This is a genomic window from Syntrophales bacterium (assembly GCA_030018935.1).
Classification (GTDB): domain Bacteria; phylum Desulfobacterota; class Syntrophia; order Syntrophales; family CG2-30-49-12; genus CG2-30-49-12.
In genome coordinates this window covers 14,078-37,140 of the sequence record JASEGZ010000017.1, presented here as the reverse complement: position 1 = coordinate 37,140, position 23,063 = coordinate 14,078, and the positions used below count along the sequence as shown (strand labels likewise).

Genomic DNA, 23,063 nt, shown 5'->3' with positions numbered 1-23,063 from the left:
CCGGTTTTTCTGGCAGAGAGTGAATGAACAACAGGGGCTATGGGGCAGGGAAACTCAATAATGTTCCTCCCACGATAAAAAGCCCAAAACAAACCCAGGTTCCTCCGGTCAGAAAATGCCGCGTCGGTCACGATAAACCTGAAAAAATAGCCCCGAAAGGGTATCGGAAAAGTATGAAAGTATGCACGGAGTCAAAATAATCTCTTTAAACGGGCTTTACTACTGTGAAAACTGTCAGCGACAATGCCGGTGCTGTCACGTCAAATGTGAAGACGAGGAGGCCTATGTTTTAATTGATGCCCTTGTCAGGCTTGTCTTTGATCTCCGCGCCGATGACCGGGGAGCGATCATGGCATATCTGAGCGGGGCGTCTGTCAGGGTCGCCCAGTACTACTGCGGTCTTCCCTTCTGGCGCAACAGGCTGTTTACCCACCTCGTCCTTCCTCTACCGGTGAAGGAGAAAAATCGTAGAGCTGCGGAACAGTCCCTCCGTATTGTCCGGGGAGTCGGTATTGATGCGGAGACAACCGTCCCCAGGCTCTGGATAACGGAACAGACCGGCAAACAGGTGCGGCGGCTTCTTGATGCCGAAAAAATCGGCGCCGCACCATGGATTACGCTCAATCCTTTCTCCCGATGGCGATACAAAGAATGGGGTTACAACAAATGGGTGCAAATCATCGCCTATCTTTGGGACGAATTCCATGTTGCCACCGTTGTCGTGGGAGTGGAAGCCGAAAGGGCAAGGGCGGCTGAACTGGTAAAGGCCTGCCGGGGTACCGTTTATAACCTTGTCGGTAAGACTACCCTGATTGAACTGGCCGGCCTCCTCCAGTTAAGCCGTCTGCACCTCGGTGTGGACAGCGCTGCCCCGCATATCGCGGCGGCTGTGGGAACGCCAACGATCACCATCTATGGCCCGTCAGATTGGCGGGAATGGGCGCCCATTGGAGAACATCACCGCTGTGTCGTTCCCCCCATGGAATGTGTCCCCTGCCGTCAGAAAGGTTGCAATGGCACGGAACAGAGCCGATGTCTTGAGACCTTAGGAATCGGTAAAGTACAGGAGGTCATCAGGGAGGCGCTGGGGCAGGTTTTTCCAGCCCGTGGAGATGTTACTGCTTTACCTTCTCAACCCCAATATCAAAGGCTTTAAGATTGACATCCAGCTTCTCCGCCGGCATGGAACTTACGATCACTTCTCTGAAGTCTTCCCGGGCAATGGGAAGTTCACCCATCCCGGCAATGGCACCTATCATCACGATATTCCCTAAGATGGGATTACCCAGTTTAATCGCCTCATCTGTGGCGGCGATGAACCAGGCATAAGCTGATAGTTCCTTGACCGTTGCCCTGATCTCTTCCGGGGAGGGGTAATCCAGCTCCCCGGCAATGACACCCACGGGATAGATGGGCCGGGTATTGGTTAGCACCTTAACTCCCGGATTGCCATAGCGCATCAGGACCCGGAGCGCCTCCACAGGTTCAAGGGCAGCAACGATATCTGCCCTTCCCTTTGGGATCTGGGGACTCCATACAGATTCTGCCGAAACCCTGAGATGACTCATCACCGAACCACCCCGCTGAGATGCCCCGAAGGTTTCTCCTATGGTGACCTGGCAGCCCTTCCGCACCAGCATATTGGCCAGCAATCTCGAGGCCATGACATTTCCCTGACCGCCAACGCCGGTAATCACAATATTATAAGGATCCTTCGACAACTGCTTCTTCTTCATCTCTTATGCCGCCTCCTCCCTCTTTATCGCCTCCGCAGGACAGATAAATGAACAAACGCCGCAGCCGGCACAGATCACCTCATCAATCCTGGCCTTCTTCTTTTCCTTGTCCCAGTTAATGCCGGGACAGCGGAATATCCGGGTGCACAGGCGATTGCATCCGCAGTTCTCACCGAGGCAGAGTTCCTCATCAACCCGCATCTCGTATCTCTTCCCGGCCTTCTTCTCAGGACTCAATCCACATATCTGTCGGAGGATCAACACCCTGACACCATCTTCCTCTTCCAGAAACCGGTTTATCACTTTCCGGGTTTCCTCCAGATCAAAGGGGTCACGAATTTCCACCCTGACACCGAGGGACTCGCATATCTTCGCAATGTCAACGGCCGGCACCTCCTCTCCCATGGCATTGACCGTCAGACCGGGGTGGGACTGGAATCCCGTCATCGCCGTTCCGCCGTTATCCAGGACGATCAACGTCATATTCGCCGCATGATGGACGGCGTTGATCAGGGCCGGGATGACGGCATGGTAAAACGTGGAATCCCCACAAACAGTCAACACCGGTTGCTCCATGCCAAACTGCCCGAATTTTCCAAAGCCGCTGGCAATACCTGTCCCGGAGCCCATGGAATGTAATGTCTTCATGGTGCCAAAACCACAGGACGGAGAGAGGATGGCCATGGAATAACAGCCAATATCACCACAGACGAAACCTCTGCGGCCATCCATTTGCAGGGCGTTATGAATTGACCAGAGGGATGCCCTGTGAGGGCAGCCAGGGCAGAAGATCAGGTCTCTCCTGGGGGTCCGGGTTGAGGTCAGCATCTCTGCCTTTTTTTCATAGTCGGGAGGCATTCCGATATAACTACTGACTCCCAGGATCTTGCTCAGAGCCGATACTACAAGATCGGGGTTCAGCTCTCCCACCGAGGGAAAATGGCCGGTTTCCTTACCGTAAAAGGTCTTGATCCCGATCTCCGGGGCCATCTCAGCGGCAAGGATCTTTACATGCTCTTCGAGAAATGGTCGGACCTCCTCCACAATCAGGATATTGTCCGTCAGGGATAGATGTCTCTTGAGGAGTTCTGGTGGCAGTGGCCAGGTGGTACCGAACTTCAATACGCCTACCCTCTCTTTAACCCCCAGTAGACTGATAGCCTCCCGGCAGTAGAGATAACAGATGCTACAAGTGATGAGCAAAAGCTCTGGTTTCTCCGGTCCCTGATAGGTATTAAAGGGACTCAATTCAAATATCTCCCTTGCCCTTTTTATTTTTTCCTGCTGGAGCTGATGTTTATAGACGACCGGTGCACTGAACACCAGGCCCTCATCCGGATCGAGGATAGGACCATCACTCTTAAATTCGGCCTGCCTTTTCGTGTCGGGAAGTTTACCAAAGCTGACATTCCCGCTGCCATGGGAAAGGCGGGTGACACTTCGCACCATGACGATATTCCTGATCTCTTCTGAGAGTTCAAAAGCCCATCTGGTCATATCTTTAGCTTCCTGGAAATCCGCCGGTTCGAGGAGGGGGATCTCGATCATGGGGGCAAAATAGCGGGATTCCACCTCGTTGACACTGGATAATGCCCCCGGGTCCTCACAGGAGACGAGAATCATCCCCCCCCTGGTTCCGGAAGCGGCAAGATGGAGGAGGAAATCGGACGTTACATGCACACCATTTTGTTTCATGGTACAGAGGGACCTCAGTCCGGCAAAGGACGCCGCCGCAGCGACCTCCATGGCCACTTTTTCGTTGGCTGACCACTCCACATAGAGATTTCCCTCCTTTGCCACCTTAGAGAGAGTTTCAATAATTTCCGAGGAAGGGGTGCCTGGGTAGCCACAGGCAACGCTCACTCCCGCCTCTAACGCTCCGCGGGCAATTGCCTCGTTACCCATGAGCAGATACTGAACACCCTCCTTTTGCTCTATCAATTTCGACATCATAACCCCCACTTCTTTATGTAAATTAAGGAAAACTGACTTATGACTTACGACTAACACATCAGTCATACGTCATAAGTCGTACGTCATATGTCCTCGAATTTTCGACTTATGACTTACGACTTATGACTTCTCTTCAGCCCTGGAGCATACGCACCACCGGGTCACAGCGATCCAGATACACGAGGTCATGGGAACTGCCGCTCTTGCCAACTATGTTTTTTAGAGCTGTCCTCTTCTTTTCCATGGCGGCCCTTTTCAATTCATCTAAGCTTCCTCTGGGCGCCTCACGGAATTCAAGCAAACCCCTGGCGCGGGCCAGTTGCACAAGATCATCCCCGCGCTGCGTCCTCACGATGACCTGATTCCAGGTTCTCGTCTCTTCCCACCCTCCAGGCAGCCGGGCAGAGCCCACAGAGATGTCACTGAATTCGGCTGTTGTGTCAAAGCAATAGTGACACGCCCCTCTGATACAGGAGTTGACCTCCTCGATGGAGAATTCGATTGTCCCCCCCTTTGTATATACTTCTAAGGTGTGTTTCCGTGGCGGGATATCCATGCCGATGATGGCATCCAGGTCTGTTTTTTTCCGTAACAGATCCACGAATCCGCGCCAGGAAAGTGCCCAGCCACAAAACAGACCAACAACGAGCTTCAACTTACCAATGTTACTATCATCTGTGGGAATAGGTTTGAGGCGCATCTTGGCCAGGGCCAGGACCTGGCAGGGTGTCGCCACGACCCCAATCTTCTCCGCTTTGCCTTTTGCCACCCTGTTGAATTCCGCAACCGTCGGGGATATAATGAACTTACTCTTTCCCCGCCTCTTCACTTCCGAGGGGTCATTAACCGCAATACCCTGGTGGAGGAAATTCTCCTCACCTTCAGCGATGACGGCAGTGTCAATAATGCCTTCCTGAAGGGCCAGCATCATGAGTGTGGTAACAGTGCCCCCGTGCTGAGCGCCTTTCCGTACCTGCTCATCCGTTGCCCTCGTAATGTAGAACCCCTTAACGGCGCCTATCTCCGGCGTCAAGTCTCTTTCCTCGTATAAACTCTTCCGGATGGTCGGGATCTCCGTGGGAGTCCGCGGGCAAAACATATAGCACCGACCAACCTTGATGTCACACGGATGGAGAAGAATTATCCCGTCATTGTACAATGTCTGGTAGGGGCAAAGACCGACACAGGCACCGCAACCTGTGCACAGATGCGTATCTATAACCCCCTGCTGAAGTTCCCTTTGCCCCATCCTCCTGTCTTCCATCTGAACTAACCTCCATATTTATTAAGTTATGGGAATAAATAGATGGTAACTATTCAGGTAGGCACAGAGGCACAATGCTTAGCAGTTTAATCAGGAAGTTAAGCAGCAAATAGGCAAAACGTGGGGACAGATTTCAAATCTGTCCCCAATATGTGCCTTTGCCCCTATTAACTTGAGTAGTTACAGTAAATGTACCGGTTCAGCCACGAATAATCACCTGTTTATGGAATCGTTACGTGCGTTTCATCAGGGGCCGTCTGTGGATTATCTGCTTGTCCACCCATGCGCCCCCTGTCAACCGCATTAGATATACCACCAACATCCTCCTGACTGCCTGATTCTTGCTGTTCATTGAGGTCTTCTTGATCCTCTACTGCTTCCTTATCGAGTTCATCCATCACTTCTTCATACTCCGGGATCACGATGCCTCTTTTTACCATGATCTTATAGATCCTTGCCGAACGGCTCCTTACATATCCTGACAGCCCGGTGGGCTTATACCGTCTCGGATTGGGAAGCACGGAGGCAAGCTCTGCGGCCTCGAGAGCGGTAAGTGATGCAGCGCCTTTCCCAAGATAATGACGGGCGGCTGTCTCGATACCAAACAGGCCATCTCCCCATTCCGCCACGTTCAGGTAGAGTTCGATGATCCTTTTCTTGGAAAGGGTTCTCTCGATCCTCCATGTGAGGATGGCTTCCTTCAATTTACGTACAGGATTCTTTGCCGGAGACAGGTAAAGATTCTTTGCCAGTTGCTGGCTTATGGTACTCCCCCCGGCCTTGAACCTCTTCTTTTTAATATCTTTTTCTATGGCCTTTTGCATGGCCTCGAAGTCAAAACCCTCATGCGACCAGAACTTATCATCCTCCGCGATAATTACCGCCTTGATTAGATAAGGAGATATCTTCGACAGAGGCGCCCATTTATATTTTATCTTTTTCTTCTTCCCCTGTTTCAGCCACTCTTTTTCCTGATATTCCATGAAGGCGGTCTTCTTCGGGCGCCATTTCTTCAATTTTGACACATCGGGATAAACAAGATACAGGCCGATATTCCCGAAGAGGACCAGGATGAGAAGGAACGCGGTAATGACAAACGATTTTTTAATCACAGCGATATACTACTTCTCCCCAAAATCACCTGAATGCTTGCCTATCATATATCCTATCTTGCGGAATTTTAAAAGCCTTGAGATTCCATTTCTTGAGTACTAAAAAATATCAAAAAAATAAGCTTGACTTATGAGAATATTTTTTATAAGTAGACAACAAAAGTAGTGATAGTGTGCAGTTTGTCATCCATTGTCAAAATCTGTACACCGTTGCAAAAGTGGGGGAGCCCCCGAATAAAATAAGGAGGTACTTCATGATGAAACGGCGGATTTTCCTATGGATGGGACTGATTGTCCTGTTCTTGTCGTTTGGAATTTACCAGGAGGGACTTGCAAAGGAACTCTATAGAGTCAAGCGTGGCGATACCCTTTCCAAAATTTCAAAGAAATTGGGTGTAAACACGCAGGCTTTAAAAGAAGCCAATAACCTCAAAAGCGATGCCCTCAGACCCAATCAAATTCTCACCATCCCTGAACAAGCAAAGAGAAAGAAAATAGCAAAATGCAGGACGTTGCCTTCCATCAAAACGGAATCTTATCTTGTGGAAAAAGGGGATACCCTTTTTAGCATTGCAAAAAAGACCGGTCTTTCAGTGAAAGAGATCAAAAGAACGAACCACCTCCGTACCCATCACTTAAAGATCGGACAGATGCTCGTCCTATCAAAGCCCGTAATCAGAATGGAAGGGGCGACAAAAAATGCTATCAATGATACAAGAGAAATAGCAGCATCGGAAGGTGAAATTGAAGATGACGGTGAGGATGTCGGGGAAGATGACGGGAGAGAAGTGGGAAAAGACGAAGAGGCTAACACGGAACTCCTCGGTAAATGGAGTGACTTCAATGAACGAGAATTATTTGTGAGGGTGGTAAAAGGTTTCCTCGGCGCACCTTATCGTTTTGGTGGTTCCTCGATTAGAGGCATTGATTGTTCCGCATTCGTAAGAAAGATATATCAGTTTTTTGGTATCAACCTCCCCAGGACGGCCCGTGAACAGTCCTACGTGGGTAAGCGCGTGCCGAGAAATGAACTGGAGGAAGGTGATCTGGTCTTCTTCAATACCCGGCGGCCGGTTGGCCATGTGGGGATCTATATTGGAAACAATAAATTTATCCATGCGTCTTTTCGGAACAGAGAGGTAAGAGTAGATAGCCTGGAATCGCCTTACTTTGATAAGCGTTTTATCAGGGCTGTACGGGTAAAAGGACTGGATGGTGAGGGTGAGGTTTAGGTCACTGTTCTTACCATAGAAGAGAGTTTCCAAAGGGGTGGTTTCAGCCGCCCCTTTTCTATTTTTATTGATTTATTCTTCTGCCTTGTATATTCTTCTTACCTCCTCTTGATTCTGGCTCCTGACTTCTGACTCCTGACTCCTGAGTTGTGCCCCAGATGGCCAAAGGAGATCAAACAAGAGAGCATGCTCTTATGGGCAAAACAATCACAGAAAAAATCATCGAGGCACATCTCCTCTCCGGCAGATTTATCCCCGGAGAAGAGATAGGTATCAGGATTGATCAGACCTTAACCCAGGATGCCACAGGAACAATGGCCTACCTACAGTTCGAGTCGCTGAATATCCCAAGGGTCAAAACCGAATTAGCGGTAAGTTATATTGATCATAACACCGTCCAGATCGGGTTTGAGAATGCAGACGACCACCGGTACCTTCAGAGTGTAGCGCAAAAGTATGGTATTTACCTCTCAAGACCGGGAAACGGCATCTGCCATCAGGTACATCTTGAGAGGTTTGGAAAACCAGGAAAGACCCTGATTGGTTCTGATAGTCATACCCCAACAGGCGGGGCTCTCGGGATGCTTGCCCTCGGTGCAGGTGGGCTTGATGTGGCCCTCGCCATGGCAGGTGAGCCATTCTATTTCACCTGCCCTTACGTGGTCAAGATCGTCCTCACTGGTAAACTCCCCCCCTGGGTCTCGGCAAAGGATATCGTCCTTAAGGTCCTGGAGTTATTCACCACAAAGGGAAACGTGGGTTGTGTTTTTGAATACGGAGGTGAAGGGACCGCCACCCTTTCGGTGCCGGAGAGGGCAACGATCGCCAACATGGGGGCGGAATGCGGTGTGACCACCTCCATTTTCCCCAGCGATGAGATGACAGCGCTTTTCCTGAAGGCACAGCAACGGGAAATGGATTGGGTAGAGATTAAGGCCGACCCGGATGCCGCATACCACCGGATTGTGGATATCAATCTGTCGGAACTGGCGCCACTCACCGCAAGGCCGCATAGCCCCGATAACATCAGCGCTGTCAGGGATGTGGGCGAAATTGAGGTGAATCAGGTCTGTATCGGGAGCTGTACAAACTCTTCCTACAGGGATCTGGCGACGGCAGCCATGATCCTGCGGGGGAAGGCGGCACGCCCGGGAGTCAGCCTCGTCGTTGCACCTGGTTCCAGACAGGTTCTGGAGAATCTTCTCCGAGACGGTTACCTTGCCGACATGATCGCCGCCGGGGCGAGACTCGCGGAAAATGCCTGCGGTTTCTGCATCGGCAATAGCCAGAGCCCCCAGGGGAAAGCCGTTTCGCTGAGGACATCGAACAGAAACTTTCCCGGCAGGTCGGGTACAAGGGACGCCGATGTCTATCTTGTGAGTCCCGAAACCGCTGCTGCCGCCGCACTCACAGGCAGGTTCACCGATCCGCGCGACCTCGGTATCCCCTACCCGGAGATCAGAATGCCGGAACGTTTCTATATTGACGACAGGATGATCATCAAGCCCGGTGATACGCAGGAACCAACGACCGTCGAGATATACAGGGGGCCGAATATCGGCCCGCCACCCAAAAGCCATCCTCTCCCCGAAACGATTGCCGGTGTGGTCGCCATCAAGGCAGGGGATAACATTACCACCGATCATATCATCCCCGCCGGTGACAGGATGAAGTACCGCTCCAATATACCTAAATATGCCGAATTCGTTTTTGATCTCCTGGACAAAAACTTCCCCGCACGGGCGAAAAAAGCAAGAGATGAGGGGAAACACAATATCATCGTGGCCGGGCTTTCCTACGGACAGGGTTCATCAAGAGAACATGCCGCCATCTGCCCCATGTTCTTAGGCGTAAAGGCTGTCATTGCCAGATCATTTGAAAGGATTCATGCGGCAAACCTGATCAATTTCGGCATTGTTCCCCTCACATTTAAGGGCGAAGGGGATTACAATCGTCTCGAGCAGGGAGACAGCCAGGAGATACCGGACATTAAAAGGATGATTGAAGAAGACGGAAAGATAACTGTTAAAAATCTGTCGCAAGGAACGTCTTTCGAGGTCATCTGTGACATCTCCGCCAGACAGAAAAAAATACTACTGGCAGGCGGTATCCTCAACCTTTAGAAACGGGCTTCGGCGGGTGCTGACGGCGGGTCTGCGCTACGGGAGAAAACAGTTTCATGCCGGGAAAAATAAAGGTAAAATCCACCATCGTCGAGATCGGCGGTGACGAGATGGCAAGGGTCATGTGGGGAATGGTGAAGGAGAAACTGCTCCTTCACCATCTGGACATGAAGATCGCATATTACGACCTTCATATAAGGCACCGTGATGAGACTTCCGACCAGGTCACAGCCGATGCGGCAAAGGCAATCATGAGGTATGGCGTAGGCGTCAAGTGTGCGACGATCACCCCCAACGGAGATCGCGTCAGAGAGTACGGTTTGAAGAAACCATGGAAGAGTCCCAATGCGACGATCAGGGAGATGCTTGACGGGACGGTGTTCAGGAAACCGATCCTCGTAAAAAATATCCGGCCTTCCGTATCCACCTGGAAGAGGCCGATCACCATAGGACGACATGCCTACGGTGATGTATACGCCAATACGGAGATGCGGATAACAGGGGCAGGAAAAGCAGAGATCATCTTCACCCCCGCCGGCGGCGGTAAACCGATCAGGCAAACGATCAAAGAATTCACAGGGCCGGGAATTATTCAGGGCATCCACAATACAGATGAATCCATAGAGAGTTTTGCCAGGGCCTGCTTCACCTTTGCCCTTGATCAGAAGATTGACCTATGGTTCAGCGCCAAGGATACCATCTCCAAGACCTACGATGCCCGCTTCCGAGATATATTTGCCACAGAGTACGAAAAAAACTGGAGAGCAAAATTTCAGGAAGCGGGAACCTCTTACTTTTTCACCCTCATTGACGATGCCGTGGCCAGGATCATGAAGTCAGAGGGGGGGATCCTCTGGGCACTTAAAAACTATGACGGCGACGTGATGTCCGATATGATTGCGGGAGCCTGCGGGAGCCTGGCCATGATGACCTCTGTTCTGGTTTCTCCCCACGGGTATTTCGAGTACGAGGCCGCCCATGGCACGGTTCAGAAACACTACTACAGATACAGGAAAGGAGAAGAAACCTCTACCAACTCCATGGCGATTATCTTTGCCTGGTCAGGGTGTCTTCGCAAGCGTGGTGAACTGGATGGAACGCCTGAAGTTGTTTCTTTTGCCGACAAATTAGAAGAGGCGGCCAGGGAGACCGTGGAGACGGGCGCCATGACCGGTGACCTTATCCTCGTGGCCGACAAAAGCCCCAACAATAAAAAAGTGGATACGGAAGCATTTATTGATGCCGTTGCCGGCTGCCTGCAAAAGAAGCTGAATGGATAAGCCGAACCTGAAAGATCTGTCTCTCGCAGAGATCGAGGTATTTATCGCCTCCCTCGGCAAGGAGAAATACAGGGCAAAACAGATCGTGAAATGGCTCTACCAACATGGGGCCACCACCTTCGGGGAAATGACCAGCCTTGCCGGGGATTTCAGAACCAGACTCAGCGAGATTGCCAGGATCGGCCAACCGGAAATCGTAAAGATCCAGACCTCCCAGGACGGTACCAAGAAGATCCTCTTTAAGTTAGAGGATGGTCTCTTTATCGAAAGCGTCCTCATTCCCGGAAAGAACCACTGGACGGTCTGCGTTTCCACCCAGGCCGGATGCAGGATGGCCTGCAGTTTCTGCCTGACGGGTAAGCATGGTTTCCGGAGAAATCTCCTCCCTTCCGAAATAACGGGACAGATCACCATGCTCCGGTTCAACATGCCGGAGGGAAAAGACATCAAGAATATCGTGATGATGGGGATGGGGGAGCCTCTGGACAATTATGAAAATACCTTGAAGGCGCTCGGGATAATCACCTCCGAACTGGGACCGGTATTTTCTCAGAGGAGGGTTACCATATCCACCTGTGGCCTTACTCCGATGATCCGGAGGTTGGGAAAGGATATCTGCGTCAATCTCGCCGTCTCCCTCAACGCCCCGGACAATGAAACGAGAAGTCTTCTTATGCCGATAAACAGGAAATACCCCCTGGAAGGACTGCTTAAGGCCTGTCGGGACTATCCCATGCCCAGGCGAAGGATGCTTACCTTTGAATATGTCCTGATCAAAAGCATCAATGCCTCTACTCATGATGCGGAAAGACTCTCCCACCTCCTCAGGGGTATCCGCTGCAAGTTAAACCTTATTCCTCTTAACGAATTCCCCCACTCACCCTTCAAAACCCCGTCCGAAGAAAACGTAAATACCTTTCGGGAAATCATGATTAAACACCATTACACGGCAATCATTCGCGCCAGCAAAGGGAGCGACATTCTCGCCGCCTGCGGCCAGTTAAGTGGCCAGGTTTACTAAACAAACCAGATTTCTATTTAGTGGCTGTTCACTCCTCTCCGCTACTCCACGATGGGAACGAGTCAGATTATAGGTAATCTGGTTAGGGCAAGTATTTAACCCTTCATTAGACGTCCCCACGGGGATTCGAACCCCGGTTACCGGCGTGAAAGGCCGGTGTCCTGGGCCTCTAGACGATGGGGACCTGAGTTATTCCAAGAAAATATTCTGTTAGAATCCGACGGCTCACTGACTGTCACATTCTGCAGGCTGGTGCTTATATCCTGTTGTCTATGGAAATGTCAAGCAACAAATGTTCCCTTAATCCACTTCAGGTGAAAGGAGAAGGATCATTCAGGTGGTGGATTAAGTGTTTATAACCAGTGCGTTTCCTACAACCGCCATGCAGGCAGTATCAGGGGACACGATTGTAACAGAATGCCCGTGGAGGCCTCCACCCGGGAGGAGGAAAAAGGGGCGAACCTTCACTCGATGTCGTAAGTCCTATGTCGTATGTCTTTTGACTTATGACTTACGACGTACGACTTATGACATAAAAAGAATCTCCTCCCCCCGGACTATTCAAAAACCACGGGTTCTCTCAAAATCGCTTTTCTCGCCCTGACGGCAAGCGCCGCCATCTCAGGGTGCGTCTCTTTCAATGATGCAATCTGCCGCAGGTTATCAGCAGTTCTCAGGATAAGCATCGCCATATCTCCCTCGGCTATATCCATCTTCTGCATGATTTCCTCCCAGTTGCCACCTCTTGCCCAGTCGTATATTAACGCACCTGTCCAAAAAAACAGGGGGCTCACGGTAAACCCCGCAGCTTTCATACGCTCTGACAGGGGCCCCAGTACGGCGATGACTTTATTATAGGCACGGGTTAGTCTTCGGTAAGACTTTTTTCCGTATATCTTAACATCATGGTCTCCGTCATAGACGAACGGGGCAACCGCCGCCGCCAAGAGTTTCTCGTCCTCTTCCGGTAAGGCATGTTGCCGCAAGCATTCGGCAATAAGAATGGGCTGGTCCAGCCTCAATTTTGAGGCCCAGATGCCATTTTCTGTAAGGCGATTGTTTTCATCCACAAACCCTTCTACCTTTAAGAAATCTAAATGCCTGCAGAAATCATCCCACAGGTTTAATCCTTCTTCTTGCGCATGCCTCCCCCCATGACGGTGGATACGCTGATAGGTGGCTAAGGACTTTGCAAAGATATTTCTGATGTCCTCCGGTGTTTGGGAGAGAAGAAGATTCAAGACCATGGAAAAGTCGCTACGTATCTGGCTTAAGATGTCTTCAGGCTCTCTGAACAGGAGATGCTTAATGTGGGTGATGTCCATGAACCTTCCCGGAACGGCCAGCATGAATCCGATCTCGTCCTGCCCCCGCCTGCCCGCCCTGCCCGTCATCTGGTGGAATTCTGTACCCTTTAAGGGACTGAATTCATGACCGTTGAAGGTATCCGAGTTAAACAAAACAATGGTTCTGGCGGGGAAATTGACGCCTGCCGCGACAGTAGTCGTGGCAAAGATGGCATGAAGGTGACTCTTTTTCATCATTGCTTCTACCAGGAATTTCCAGGCGGGGAGTTGTCCGGCATGATGGGCTGCCACCCGTGACATGCTTAGATAACGCAATTGTTTGTGATTTTTCAGGTAGGGAAAGCGGTTAAGGAGTTCTTTTAGGTCTTGCTGGAAGATACTGTCTTCGGTATGAACAGGCCGGGCCGGGCAGTTTTTCAGCGCCGCATCACATTCCGCTCGTGATTTAAGGAAAAAGATGGCAGGTAGAAGTTGAAACCTCTCCAGTACCTTGATAATTTCCCCGAAGCGGTAAGAGTTTTTCCCCTGGGGATGGTCTTTGCGTCTCACATCGAGAAACTCCTTTACCCTGCTGTAAAGGTTTCTCTTTTCCAGGTAGGGCATGATCTTCCCGGAAGGGTGGAGAAACAATGGATAGAGGGGAACAGGTCTCTTTTTCTCTGTTACGACCACACATTCCTTACCCCGTATAGAGGTAAGCCATCCGGCAATCTCATGACCATTTCCGATTGTAGCAGAGAGAAGGAGGAGATTTATCCTTGTCGGCAGGTAGATCATGACCTCTTCCCAGACCACACCCCTGTCTTTGTCTCCCAGAAAATGGGCCTCGTCTAAAATAACGAGATCACAATTTAAATCACCACCCTGGTACATGACGTCGTAGAGCTGATTCCTCAGGATTTCCGTTGTACCGACGATGATCGGGGCATTGGTGTTTTCTCTGGTATCCCCTGTCAGTATCCCCACATTTTCGCTCTCAAAATGATCGCCAAATTCTACCCACTTGGCATTGGTCAGGGCTTTCAGAGGAGAGGCATACCAGCAGCGCCCCCCTTTACGGAAAACGGAGAGAATCGCCTGTTCGGCAATCCACGTTTTTCCAGATCCAGTTGGGGCTATGACAAGACAATCCGTCCTTTTGATCGCTTCCAGTGCCTGTATCTGAAATGGGTCCGGGACTAATTGCGTCGAGGGGGGCTTCCCGATTTTTACAAAGATATTTTTAAGTACTGCTTCCACTTCCGGCTGCATTCTTACCGGATTGTTGATTTTATACGTTCCGTAATTTTTTCTGGCTCTTCGCAGATAGTTGTTTTTCATTCTATCTTCTAAATTACAAATATCCAAATTTCTTAATATTTTATCACAGATTGTACCCCCAAGTAAAGGATTATCAGTGCAAGTGATCTGCTCACCCAGAATGGGCCAGGCAACGGGGGGTCGGGCGAGACAATTGACAGAAGGAGAAAGATGTGATGCGAGATGAGTACCTCTAAACTAATTCTTGACAAGAACCCAACATACCCTTAATATCGGAAAAAATTTCTGGAGATCTGCAGAGAACATGTACTCAAAAAAGGTGGTAATACGCTATCCGGCAGATATTGTGGAACAACCCATCATATACCAACTGGTAAAGAAGTATGACCTTGTGTTCAATATCCTCAAGGCGCGGGTCTTCCCCCGCAGAGAGGGGATGATGGTACTTGAGCTGGGCGGTTTGAAAGAAAACTTTGATCACGGGATCCGCTTTCTAAAAGAAAAGGGACTCAGGGTCGAGCCACTTTCAAAAAGCGTCAGCCAGAATCCAGAAAAATGTGTGCACTGTGGAGCCTGTACGGCCTTCTGTCCAACAGATGCCCTGTCCTTTGAGAGGCCATCCATGAAAGTCTTCTTTGATCCGGAAAAGTGCAACGGATGCGAATTCTGCGTGACAGCCTGCCCTGTAAGAGCCATGGAGGTCAACCTCTTTTAATTTGGTCTCGCTTTCTTCCTTACCCATTCCCCGTTGATACCTCTTTTCATTACAGGCATAAGGTTTGTTCCGTTAGATACCACCAACCTTAAGGAGGACAAAGAGGTGGCAAATCCAGTCAGCAAACCAATATCTCCCCAGGCCGGAGATGTCCTGGTGGTAATTGATGTTCAGAATTGCTTCCTTCCGGAAGGTTCCCTTGCCGTTTCTGAGGGAGACAGGATTATTCCACCTTTAAACCACGCCATTGAAATATTTGAGAAGAGAAACCTCCCTATCTTCTTTTCCCGGGATTGGCATCCACCCGATCACTGTTCGTTTCGAGAACAGGGCGGTCCCTGGCCCTCCCATGGTGTCCAGGATACAGAAGGGGCAAGATTTTCTCCCCATCTGAAGGTGCCGAAGGTGGCCACCATCATCTCAAAGGGTACAGAGACAGAGAAAGAGGAGTACTCGGCATTATATGGGCGGGATGCGATGGGAAATACGTTATATCAGCACCTGCGTAAGTTCGGAATCAGGAGAATATTCGTCGGTGGACTGGCTACCGATTACTGTGTCTTGAATACTGTCAGAGACGTTCTGAAGGAGGGATATGAGGTATACGTCTTAACCGATGCTATCCGTGCCGTGGATGCGAACAAGGGCGATGGGGAGAGGTCCCTGAGAGAGATGGCGGGAAAAGGGGCAAAAACCATAACAACTGAGGGGATCGGGCAATGAAAATGAATCCACTGGTCAGTCCTCTTCTGACAGACCTCTACCAGCTCACCATGTTGCAGGGATACGTGAAAGCAGGGATGTATGAGGAGGCGGTCTTCGAATTTTTCGTCCGCAGCCTGCCGGAAGGCCGCAGTTTCCTTGTGGCTGCTGGTCTGGAGACATTTCTTGACTTTTTAGAAGGCATGCACTTTTCTGAAGCGGAACTACAATACCTTGCCGACACCGGTAGGTTCTCCCGGGATCTTGTTGATTACCTCTCCACATTCCGCTTTAGCGGTGATGTATACGCTATGCCGGAAGGGACGGTCTTTTTTGCCAACGAACCCATAATCCGTGTCATTGCCCCGATGCCAGAGGCACAGCTCATCGAGACCCGCCTGATTAATCTCGTCCATTTCGAGACCCTTATTGCAAGTAAAGCGGCACGTTGCACACTCGCTGCCGCCGGTAGAGCTACCCTTGTTGATTTTGGTCTCCGGCGGGCACACGGGGCTGAGGCCGGGCTCCTGGCGGCCCGTGCCACCTATCTTGCCGGATTTGTCTCTACATCAACCGTTCTGGCAGAACCCCTGTTCGGAATTCCCATCTCCGGGACGATGGCCCATTCCTTTGTCGAGGCCCACGAAGACGAAGGAAATGCCTTTCTGAGCTTTGCCGAAGCCAATCCGGATAATGCAATCTTCCTAATTGATACATACGATACCCGAAGGGGTGCGGAAAAGGCGATCGAGGCAGCAGGAAAGCTAACAGAAGAGGGGATCCGGGTGCGTGCGGTACGTATTGACAGTGGTGACCTGCTTACCCTGTCAAAGGATGTCCGTCAGATCCTGGATCGCAGTGGTTTTAAGGATATCCAGATCTTCGTCAGCGGCAATCTCGACGAATACGCGATTCGCGATCTGCTCTCTCAGGGGGCGCCCATTGACGGCTTCGGCGTGGGAACGAAACTGGACACCTCGGCAGATGCCCCATATCTCGATTGTGCTTACAAGCTTATGGAATATGCAGGCAAACCCAGATTCAAGAAGTCACGGGGGAAAGCCACCCTCCCTGGACGCAAGGAGGTCTTCCGCCAGCTTGAAAACGGGAAAATGACAAGGGACATCGTGACCATTGAAGGGGACGCAGTGGAAGGCAATCCTCTCTTAGAAAAGGTGATGTCAAAAGGCCGGAGGATCTCACAATCCCGGGATTTAAAAAAAATCGCCGCTTATCTGCGCGAGCAATTGAAATTGCTTCCCCCACATCTTTATGCCCTGGAGACAACACCGCTCTACCCTGTTGAGATTTCTCCAGCATTATCCAGACTGAAAGAGGAAGCTGAACGTATGCTTGGCATGAAAGTTTAAATTATTCTTGACAATCGTACTGGTTTATAATTTACTTCAACGCCTTATATAGCATACCTTATCTTAAAAAATATGTAAGCGTTCAGCTATCAGCGATCAGTAAAAAAGACGGCCTTCTGCGATGGGGGTGTATCTTGAAGCTCTGTGTAATGAATATACCGGAAGATGGATTGAATCTCCAGTTTTCCAAAGACGGAGACTGGTTTCGTAGTTTCTTGCCAGAAAAAGAAAAAGGAGCGTTTTTCCTTCAGAGGGCCGATGTATTACTTTCTATAAAAAGACTCCGGGAGACCCTATCAATTGTGGGAAACATAGAAACAATCGTTGATGTAGAGTGTTGCCGCTGCTTAGAGGTCACCTCTCTTCCCTTAAAAAATGAAATCAGGTATACCTTAGTTCCGGCTGATGACAAAGAGAAAGAAGAATTAGAGTTGAGTTCCGAAGATCTCGAATTTGGTTATTACCAGGACGATACCGTTGACCTTGACCAGATCATATTTGAACAGATCGTCCTCCAAATCCCGATTAAGGTGCTCTGTAAGGATTCGTGTAAGGGGCTCTGTCCCCATTGCGGGATCAGCCTAAATATGGCAAGCTGTAACTGCCATGCCGACTTTATAGACAAAAGGCTGGCCGTTTTAAAAAAAGTAAAAGTTTAGAACCAAACTGGAAAAGGAAGGAAGACAACTATGCCCAATCCTGTTAAAAGACATTCAAAAACAAGGAGAAACAAGCGGAGATCTCATGATTTTCTTACACCTCCTTTGCCTTCTTCATGTCCACAGTGTTATGAACCCAAGTTACCCCATCGTGCCTGTCCACACTGTGGAACTTACAAGGGGCGGGAGGTGATCCCGCTCGAAAAAATCTCCTAAAAGTTTGATCAGTGGTATATGAGACTCTCAGGGAAAATAGCCCTTATCACAGGCGGTTCGAGGGGGATCGGTCGTGCCGTCGCCATTAAACTTGCGGAGGATGGCGCCTTCATATATATAAATTATCTCCGGAACGAATCAGCCGCCATCGAGACCCTGCGAATGGCAAAGGAAGGGGGCGGGGAAGGCAAGACATGTCCTTTTGATGTATCAAATTTTGAGGCAACACGTAACACTGTCGGAAATATCGTAAAGGAAAAAGGCAGGATAGACATCCTGATTAACAATGCAGGCATCTCCCTTGATGGTCTGATGGCCCGGATGAAGGAGGAAGACTGGGATCGTTTGAGCAACACGAACCTCAAAGGGGTATTTAATTGTTGTCAGGCCGTCACCAAATATATGATGAAGCAACGGTGGGGACGGATTGTCAATATCACGTCAGTTGCGGCTGAGGCAGGAAATGCCGGTCAGGTAGCTTATTCTGCCTCCAAGGCCGGTGTTATCGGGCTTTCAAAATCATTGGCCAGGGAACTTGGTGGGAGAAACATCTGTGTCAATGCTGTGTCTCCCGGCTTCATTGAAACGGACATGACCGCTTTCCTCTCGGATGAGAAGCGACAAAAGGTCAAAAATCAGATACCACTGGCAAGACTTGGGACACCGGAAGATGTGACCGGCGCAGTCGCTTTTCTGGTTTCAGAAGAAGCTAATTATATCACCGGGCAGGTCATACGGGTCAATGGTGGCCTGTATATGTAAGCGGCAAGCGATCAGCAACCAGCAAAATAATAGGGGGAAAGGATTTATGACTCTTGAAGAAAAGGTCATAGATGTTATTATGGAACAACTGGATGTCTCAAGGGAAGAATGTGTACCGGCAGCATCCTTTCAAGATGATCTGGGGGCCGATTCCCTCGATCTCGTCGAACTGATCATGGAAATGGAAGAAAATTTCGGGTTAGAGATTGCCGATGATGAACTGGAAAAGATCAGAACCATCCAGGATGTAATTGACTTTCTCAGGAGTAAGGGTATATCTTAAATTAAAGTTTGTTCAAAAAGAGGGCTTAATTGAAAAGGCTTGCCTTGACGCAGGAAAGGAGGGTCGTTATAACGGGCCTTGGTGCGGTTACCCCCCTCGGTAATACCGTCAAAGATACATGGGAGGGGATCTGTGCGGGGAGATCGGGAATCGGAAAGATCACAAAATTTGACACAACTGGTTATGAAACAAAGATTGCCGGTGAATTGAAGCATTTCGACCCCCTGAACTTTGTGGGCAAAAAAGAACTTCGCCGCTTAGATGATTTCATCGTCTACTCTTTAGCATCCGCCGAGATGGCTTTAGAGGATGCGGGATTGACCATCGTCAATGCAATTGCTGAAAGGGTGGGTGTGATAATAGGGTCAGCAATCGGGGGACTTGCCACCCTGGAAAGGGAAAAGGAAGCAATCCTCAATGTCGGCCCCACAAGAACATCTCCCTTTTTCATCCCTGCAGTTCTTGCAAATCTTGGTTCCGGTCATGTATCAATCAGGTTTGGGGCCAAGGGACCTGTAAACTGTCCCGTAACGGCATGCGCGGCAGGGACCAATGCCATAGGAGATTCCTTCCGGATTATCTCTCACGGCTATGCCGATGTAATGATCGCGGGAGGTGCCGATGCGGCCATTTGTCCCCTCTGTGTGGCAGGGTTCAACGCCATGAAAGCGATTTCCATAAATAATGATCACCCGGAAAAAGCAAGCAGACCTTTTGACAGAGATCGGGATGGTTTTGTCATCAGCGAAGGGTGTGGCATCTTGATCTTGGAAGAATTATCGTTTGCCACAAACAGAGGAGCCAGGATATATGCGGAGCTGGCAGGCTACGGCTCAACCAGTGACGCCTTTCATATAGCAGCGCCGCCTCCCGGCCACGAAGGGGCCGCCAGATGCATGCAACTTGCCCTGGATGAAGCGGGGATGAGTCCCAACGATATTGACTACATCAATGCCCATGGTACATCAACACCGCTCAATGACATATACGAGACAGAGGCCATCAAGACAGTCTTTGGAGAACATAGCAAAGCGATTGCCGTGAGCTCGACAAAATCCATGACAGGCCATCTTTTAGGTGCCGCCGGTAGCGTGGAGGCTATTGTCGTGGTGAGGTCTATTTATGAAGGCATTATCCCGCCAACCATCAATCTGGATCACCCCGATCCCGCCTGCGATCTCGATTATGTCCCCCACCGGTCAAGGAAAAAGGAGCTAAGTGCCGCCATGTCCAACACCTTTGGTTTCGGCGGGGTGAATGCGGCTCTGATAGTTAAGAAATTTAATGACTAAAAATGGTTACAGAAAAAATCGTCATCGGCTCAGACCACGCCGGATATTCCCTTAAAGAGGCACTCAAGGAATACTTAACCGAAATGGGTCAGGAGATTACTGATGTGGGGACCCACGGGAGGGATGATGCCGACTATCCTGACTTTGGTATCATGGTGGGCAAAAAGGTTTCTTCGGGAGAATTTACCCGGGGTATACTGTTCTGTGGTTCTGGTGTCGGCATGGCCATCATCGCTAATAAATTCCCCTCTGTCAGGGCGGTTTTATGCCTCGATGAAGATACGGCACGCATGAGCAGGCTCCACAACGATACCAATGTCCTTGTCCTTGCAGGGAGGCAAACGGATACAGAAACAGCGAAAGCGATTATCGCCACCTGGTTGAAAACGGCCTTTGAGGGGGGGCGTCATCAGAGACGTCTCGATAAAATCAGGGAACTGGAAAAGAGACTGTTCAGGCAGGTAATTGTTAAAACAGGAGGACAGATACTCAATGACGATGTTAATGAAAACTGATCCGGAGGTTGCCAGGGCTCTCCTCCAGGAAACCCGGAGACAGACAGAAAAACTGAATCTAATCACGTCGGAGAATTTCGTGAGTGAGGCCGTCCTCGAGGCACAGGGGAGTATCCTGACAAATAAATATGCCGAAGGCTATCCGGGAAAGAGATATTACGGGGGATGCAAATTTGTAGATACCGTGGAGACCCTCGCCATCAAGCGATGCAAGCAGCTCTTTGGCGCCGAACATGTCAATGTCCAGCCCCATTCAGGCACCCAGGCTAACATGGCAGTTTACTTTTCGGTCCTGCAACCGGGGGATACGATTTTAGGGATGAAGCTATCCCATGGGGGGCATCTTTCACACGGGAGCCCAACAAACTTTTCTGGGAGATTTTACAATGTTGTTTCCTATGGTGTTGACAGAGAAACGGAAACTATTGATTTCAATGAAGTGGAAGCTCTGGCCAAAAAGCACAGGCCAAAGCTCATTGTTGCTGGGGCCAGCGCCTATCCGAGGGTCATAGACTTTGAAAGATTTAGAATGGTTGCCGATCAGGCAGGAGCGATGGTTGTGGCGGACGTCGCCCATATTGCGGGTCTGGTTGCCACGGGTTTCCATCCCTCACCGGTTAAGAGCTCCGAGTTTGTAACGTCAACAACACACAAGACATTACGTGGTCCACGAGGCGGTTTTGTCATGTGCCGGAAGGAGTTCGCTAAAATGCTGGACAGTTGCGTATTTCCCGGCATGCAGGGTGGCCCTCTGATGCATGTCGTTGCCGCCAAGGCTGTGGCCTTTAAAGAGGCCCTTTCCGGTGAATTCAAGGACTACCAGTCCCAGGTCGTGAAAAACGCCAGGACCATGGCAGATGGGCTGATCTCTCGGGGATTTCGCCTTGTCTCGGGAGGCACCGATAATCACATGGTTCTGGCTGATCTGACCGATAAAGGGATTACGGGAAAAGATGCCCAGGAGGTCCTTGACCGGACAGGAATTGCGGTAAATAAAAACAGCATACCATTCGATACCAGGAGTCCGCAAATCACCAGCGGTATCAGAATCGGCACGCCGGCAGTTACGACGAGGGGCATGAAGGAAGGGGAAATGAAAATCATTGCTCGCCTTATTTCCGAAGTCCTCATGCATATGGATAACGAAAAGCGTCTACAGGAGATCGGTGAGGAGGTTAAAGCCCTCTGTGAGAAATTTTCCCTGTACAGTGAAAGGCTGAGAGAAGTCGTAAGTCGTAAGTCGTAAGTCGTATGTCGTATGTCAAAAGACGTACGACGTATGATATATAAAGATGAAAGATGACAGATAATACATTTACCTCCCCTGGCCGGGGGACGGGTCAGAAAACTCTCCGGCCAGACTGGGATGAATACTTCATGGATATCGTGGAACTTGTGGCAAGACGTTCTACGTGTCGGAGGCGTGCCGTCGGCGCCCTTCTGGTCAGAGAACGGAGGATATTGACCACAGGCTATAACGGCGCCCCAACGGGAATGCGTCACTGCGTGGATATTGGATGTTTGCGGGAACAACTCGGAATTCCTTCCGGCGAACGTCATGAACTCTGCCGGGGACTCCATGCCGAACAGAATGCCCTTATCCAGGCTGCCCTCCACGGGGTGAGCGTGAAGGGAGCAACCCTTTACTGCACCAATCATCCCTGTATCATCTGTACAAAAATGCTCATCAATGGAGGCATCATCAGGGTCGTTTTCCGGGAAGGTTACATGGATAAGATGGCTGAGGAAATGTTCCAGGAAACCGGTATCAAGGTATCTCAGTTATGAAATGTCCCTTTTGTGGAAGTGCGGAGAACAGGGTAATTGATTCACGTGTTCGCAAGGATGGCAGCGCCATTCGGAGGCGGCGTGGGTGTCTCGCTTGTGAAGGTCGCTTTACCACTTACGAATTCGTCGAAGAGGTCCTCCCCGTAGTGGTCAAAAAGGATGGCCGTAGAGAACCTTTTGAGAGGACAAAAATACTCGTCGGTATCAAAAAGGCATGTGAAAAACGTCCCATCAGTATCGAGGCTATTGAGAGTATCGTGGAGAATATCGAGCAAGGCTGCCAGAAGTTTTATGGAAAAGAAATTCCTTCGTCTGTCATAGGAGAGAAGGTCATGGGAGAGCTCCAGAAACTTGACGGGATTGCTTATGTGAGGTTCGCCTCGGTATACAGGGAATTCCGTGATGTTAGTGAATTCTTGAAGGAACTCAAAACCTTCCTGAGTACCAATAAGGCAAGCAGCGAACAGTAAAGA

22 protein-coding genes and 1 tRNA gene are annotated in these 23,063 nt (G+C 50.1%); 17 read left to right on the top strand and 6 right to left on the bottom strand.

What is annotated here, in order from left to right; genetic code table 11:
* Positions 1-181 precede the first annotated feature (181 nt).
* Positions 182-1,156: a glycosyltransferase family 9 protein gene (locus tag QMD03_04925; protein ID MDI6776573.1), complete on the top strand. Its 975-nt coding sequence runs from the start codon at positions 182-184 to the stop codon at positions 1,154-1,156.
* On the opposite strand, the gene QMD03_04920 is transcribed toward QMD03_04925, so the two are convergent.
* The 4 genes from QMD03_04920 to mtgA form a co-directional block, all read right to left on the bottom strand.
* Positions 1,116-1,736, bottom strand: a complete 621-nt coding sequence (locus QMD03_04920) for an indolepyruvate oxidoreductase subunit beta (protein MDI6776572.1) — start codon at positions 1,734-1,736, stop codon at positions 1,116-1,118. The two genes, QMD03_04925 and QMD03_04920, sit on opposite strands and share 41 nt — an antisense overlap.
* A 3-nt stretch (positions 1,737-1,739) precedes the next feature.
* A complete protein-coding gene (locus QMD03_04915) occupies positions 1,740-3,689 on the bottom strand; it encodes a thiamine pyrophosphate-dependent enzyme (protein MDI6776571.1) in 1,950 nt (649 codons plus the stop codon).
* Positions 3,690-3,822: 133 nt separating this feature from the next.
* Positions 3,823-4,953 carry a Coenzyme F420 hydrogenase/dehydrogenase, beta subunit C-terminal domain gene (locus tag QMD03_04910; protein ID MDI6776570.1) on the bottom strand — a complete coding sequence of 377 codons (1,131 nt, stop codon included), beginning with the start codon at positions 4,951-4,953 and terminating at the stop codon, positions 3,823-3,825.
* A gap of 221 nt (positions 4,954-5,174) precedes the next feature.
* Positions 5,175-6,065, bottom strand: a complete 891-nt coding sequence (gene mtgA, locus QMD03_04905) for a monofunctional biosynthetic peptidoglycan transglycosylase (protein ID MDI6776569.1) — start codon at positions 6,063-6,065, stop codon at positions 5,175-5,177.
* Between the two features lie 254 nt (positions 6,066-6,319).
* Between mtgA and QMD03_04900 the strand changes: the two genes are divergently transcribed.
* The 4 genes from QMD03_04900 to rlmN all read left to right on the top strand — a co-directional run bounded on the left by QMD03_04900 (position 6,320) and on the right by rlmN (position 11,721).
* Positions 6,320-7,297, top strand: a complete 978-nt coding sequence (locus tag QMD03_04900) for an NlpC/P60 family protein (protein ID MDI6776568.1) — start codon at positions 6,320-6,322, stop codon at positions 7,295-7,297.
* Between the two features lie 194 nt (positions 7,298-7,491).
* The gene (locus tag QMD03_04895; protein ID MDI6776567.1) at positions 7,492-9,420 is read left to right on the top strand and encodes an aconitate hydratase; all 1,929 of its coding nucleotides are present in this window, start codon (positions 7,492-7,494) and stop codon (positions 9,418-9,420) included.
* Between the two features lie 56 nt (positions 9,421-9,476).
* Positions 9,477-10,700, top strand: a complete 1,224-nt coding sequence (locus tag QMD03_04890) for an NADP-dependent isocitrate dehydrogenase (GenBank protein ID MDI6776566.1) — start codon at positions 9,477-9,479, stop codon at positions 10,698-10,700.
* Complete coding sequence (gene rlmN / locus QMD03_04885) at positions 10,693-11,721, top strand: 23S rRNA (adenine(2503)-C(2))-methyltransferase RlmN (protein ID MDI6776565.1); 1,029 nt, start codon at positions 10,693-10,695, stop codon at positions 11,719-11,721. Before QMD03_04890 ends, rlmN begins: the two co-directional genes overlap by 8 nt.
* Before the next feature lie 111 nt (positions 11,722-11,832).
* Here the strand turns inward: rlmN and QMD03_04880 are convergent.
* Positions 11,833-11,905, bottom strand: a tRNA-Glu gene (locus tag QMD03_04880).
* Positions 11,906-12,278: 373 nt separating this feature from the next.
* Positions 12,279-14,348: a DEAD/DEAH box helicase gene (locus QMD03_04875; protein ID MDI6776564.1), complete on the bottom strand. Its 2,070-nt coding sequence runs from the start codon at positions 14,346-14,348 to the stop codon at positions 12,279-12,281.
* 244 nt (positions 14,349-14,592) lie between these two features.
* Between QMD03_04875 and QMD03_04870 the strand changes: the two genes are divergently transcribed.
* The 12 genes from QMD03_04870 (at position 14,593) to nrdR (ending at position 23,060) form a co-directional block, all read left to right on the top strand.
* Entirely contained in the window at positions 14,593-15,003 is a 411-nt protein-coding gene (locus QMD03_04870; protein ID MDI6776563.1) for a 4Fe-4S binding protein, read from the top strand.
* A 105-nt stretch (positions 15,004-15,108) separates the two neighbouring features.
* A complete protein-coding gene (locus tag QMD03_04865) occupies positions 15,109-15,726 on the top strand; it encodes an isochorismatase family protein (GenBank protein MDI6776562.1) in 618 nt (205 codons plus the stop codon).
* Entirely contained in the window at positions 15,723-17,075 is a 1,353-nt protein-coding gene (locus QMD03_04860; GenBank protein ID MDI6776561.1) for a nicotinate phosphoribosyltransferase, read from the top strand. The genes QMD03_04865 and QMD03_04860 overlap by 4 nt, the downstream gene beginning before the upstream one ends.
* Positions 17,076-17,209: 134 nt before the next feature.
* Positions 17,210-17,734 carry a DUF177 domain-containing protein gene (locus QMD03_04855; protein ID MDI6776560.1) on the top strand — a complete coding sequence of 175 codons (525 nt, stop codon included), beginning with the start codon at positions 17,210-17,212 and terminating at the stop codon, positions 17,732-17,734.
* A gap of 30 nt (positions 17,735-17,764) precedes the next feature.
* The gene (gene rpmF / locus QMD03_04850; GenBank protein ID MDI6776559.1) at positions 17,765-17,950 is read left to right on the top strand and encodes a 50S ribosomal protein L32; all 186 of its coding nucleotides are present in this window, start codon (positions 17,765-17,767) and stop codon (positions 17,948-17,950) included.
* 18 nt (positions 17,951-17,968) lie between these two features.
* Positions 17,969-18,712: a 3-oxoacyl-[acyl-carrier-protein] reductase gene (fabG, locus tag QMD03_04845; GenBank protein MDI6776558.1), complete on the top strand. Its 744-nt coding sequence runs from the start codon at positions 17,969-17,971 to the stop codon at positions 18,710-18,712.
* 46 nt (positions 18,713-18,758) lie between these two features.
* Entirely contained in the window at positions 18,759-18,995 is a 237-nt protein-coding gene (gene acpP, locus QMD03_04840; GenBank protein MDI6776557.1) for an acyl carrier protein, read from the top strand.
* A gap of 29 nt (positions 18,996-19,024) precedes the next feature.
* Positions 19,025-20,287: a beta-ketoacyl-ACP synthase II gene (fabF, locus tag QMD03_04835; GenBank protein MDI6776556.1), complete on the top strand. Its 1,263-nt coding sequence runs from the start codon at positions 19,025-19,027 to the stop codon at positions 20,285-20,287.
* A 2-nt stretch (positions 20,288-20,289) separates the two neighbouring features.
* The gene (rpiB, locus tag QMD03_04830) at positions 20,290-20,802 is read left to right on the top strand and encodes a ribose 5-phosphate isomerase B (GenBank protein ID MDI6776555.1); all 513 of its coding nucleotides are present in this window, start codon (positions 20,290-20,292) and stop codon (positions 20,800-20,802) included.
* Positions 20,780-22,048 carry a serine hydroxymethyltransferase gene (gene glyA, locus QMD03_04825; protein MDI6776554.1) on the top strand — a complete coding sequence of 423 codons (1,269 nt, stop codon included), beginning with the start codon at positions 20,780-20,782 and terminating at the stop codon, positions 22,046-22,048. The genes rpiB and glyA overlap by 23 nt, the downstream gene beginning before the upstream one ends.
* 53 nt (positions 22,049-22,101) lie before the next feature.
* Positions 22,102-22,590, top strand: coding sequence for a cytidine/deoxycytidylate deaminase family protein (locus QMD03_04820; protein ID MDI6776553.1), 489 nt, complete (start codon positions 22,102-22,104; stop codon positions 22,588-22,590).
* A complete protein-coding gene (nrdR, locus tag QMD03_04815; protein MDI6776552.1) occupies positions 22,587-23,060 on the top strand; it encodes a transcriptional regulator NrdR in 474 nt (157 codons plus the stop codon). The genes QMD03_04820 and nrdR overlap by 4 nt, the downstream gene beginning before the upstream one ends.
* The last annotated feature ends 3 nt before the right edge of the window (positions 23,061-23,063 follow it).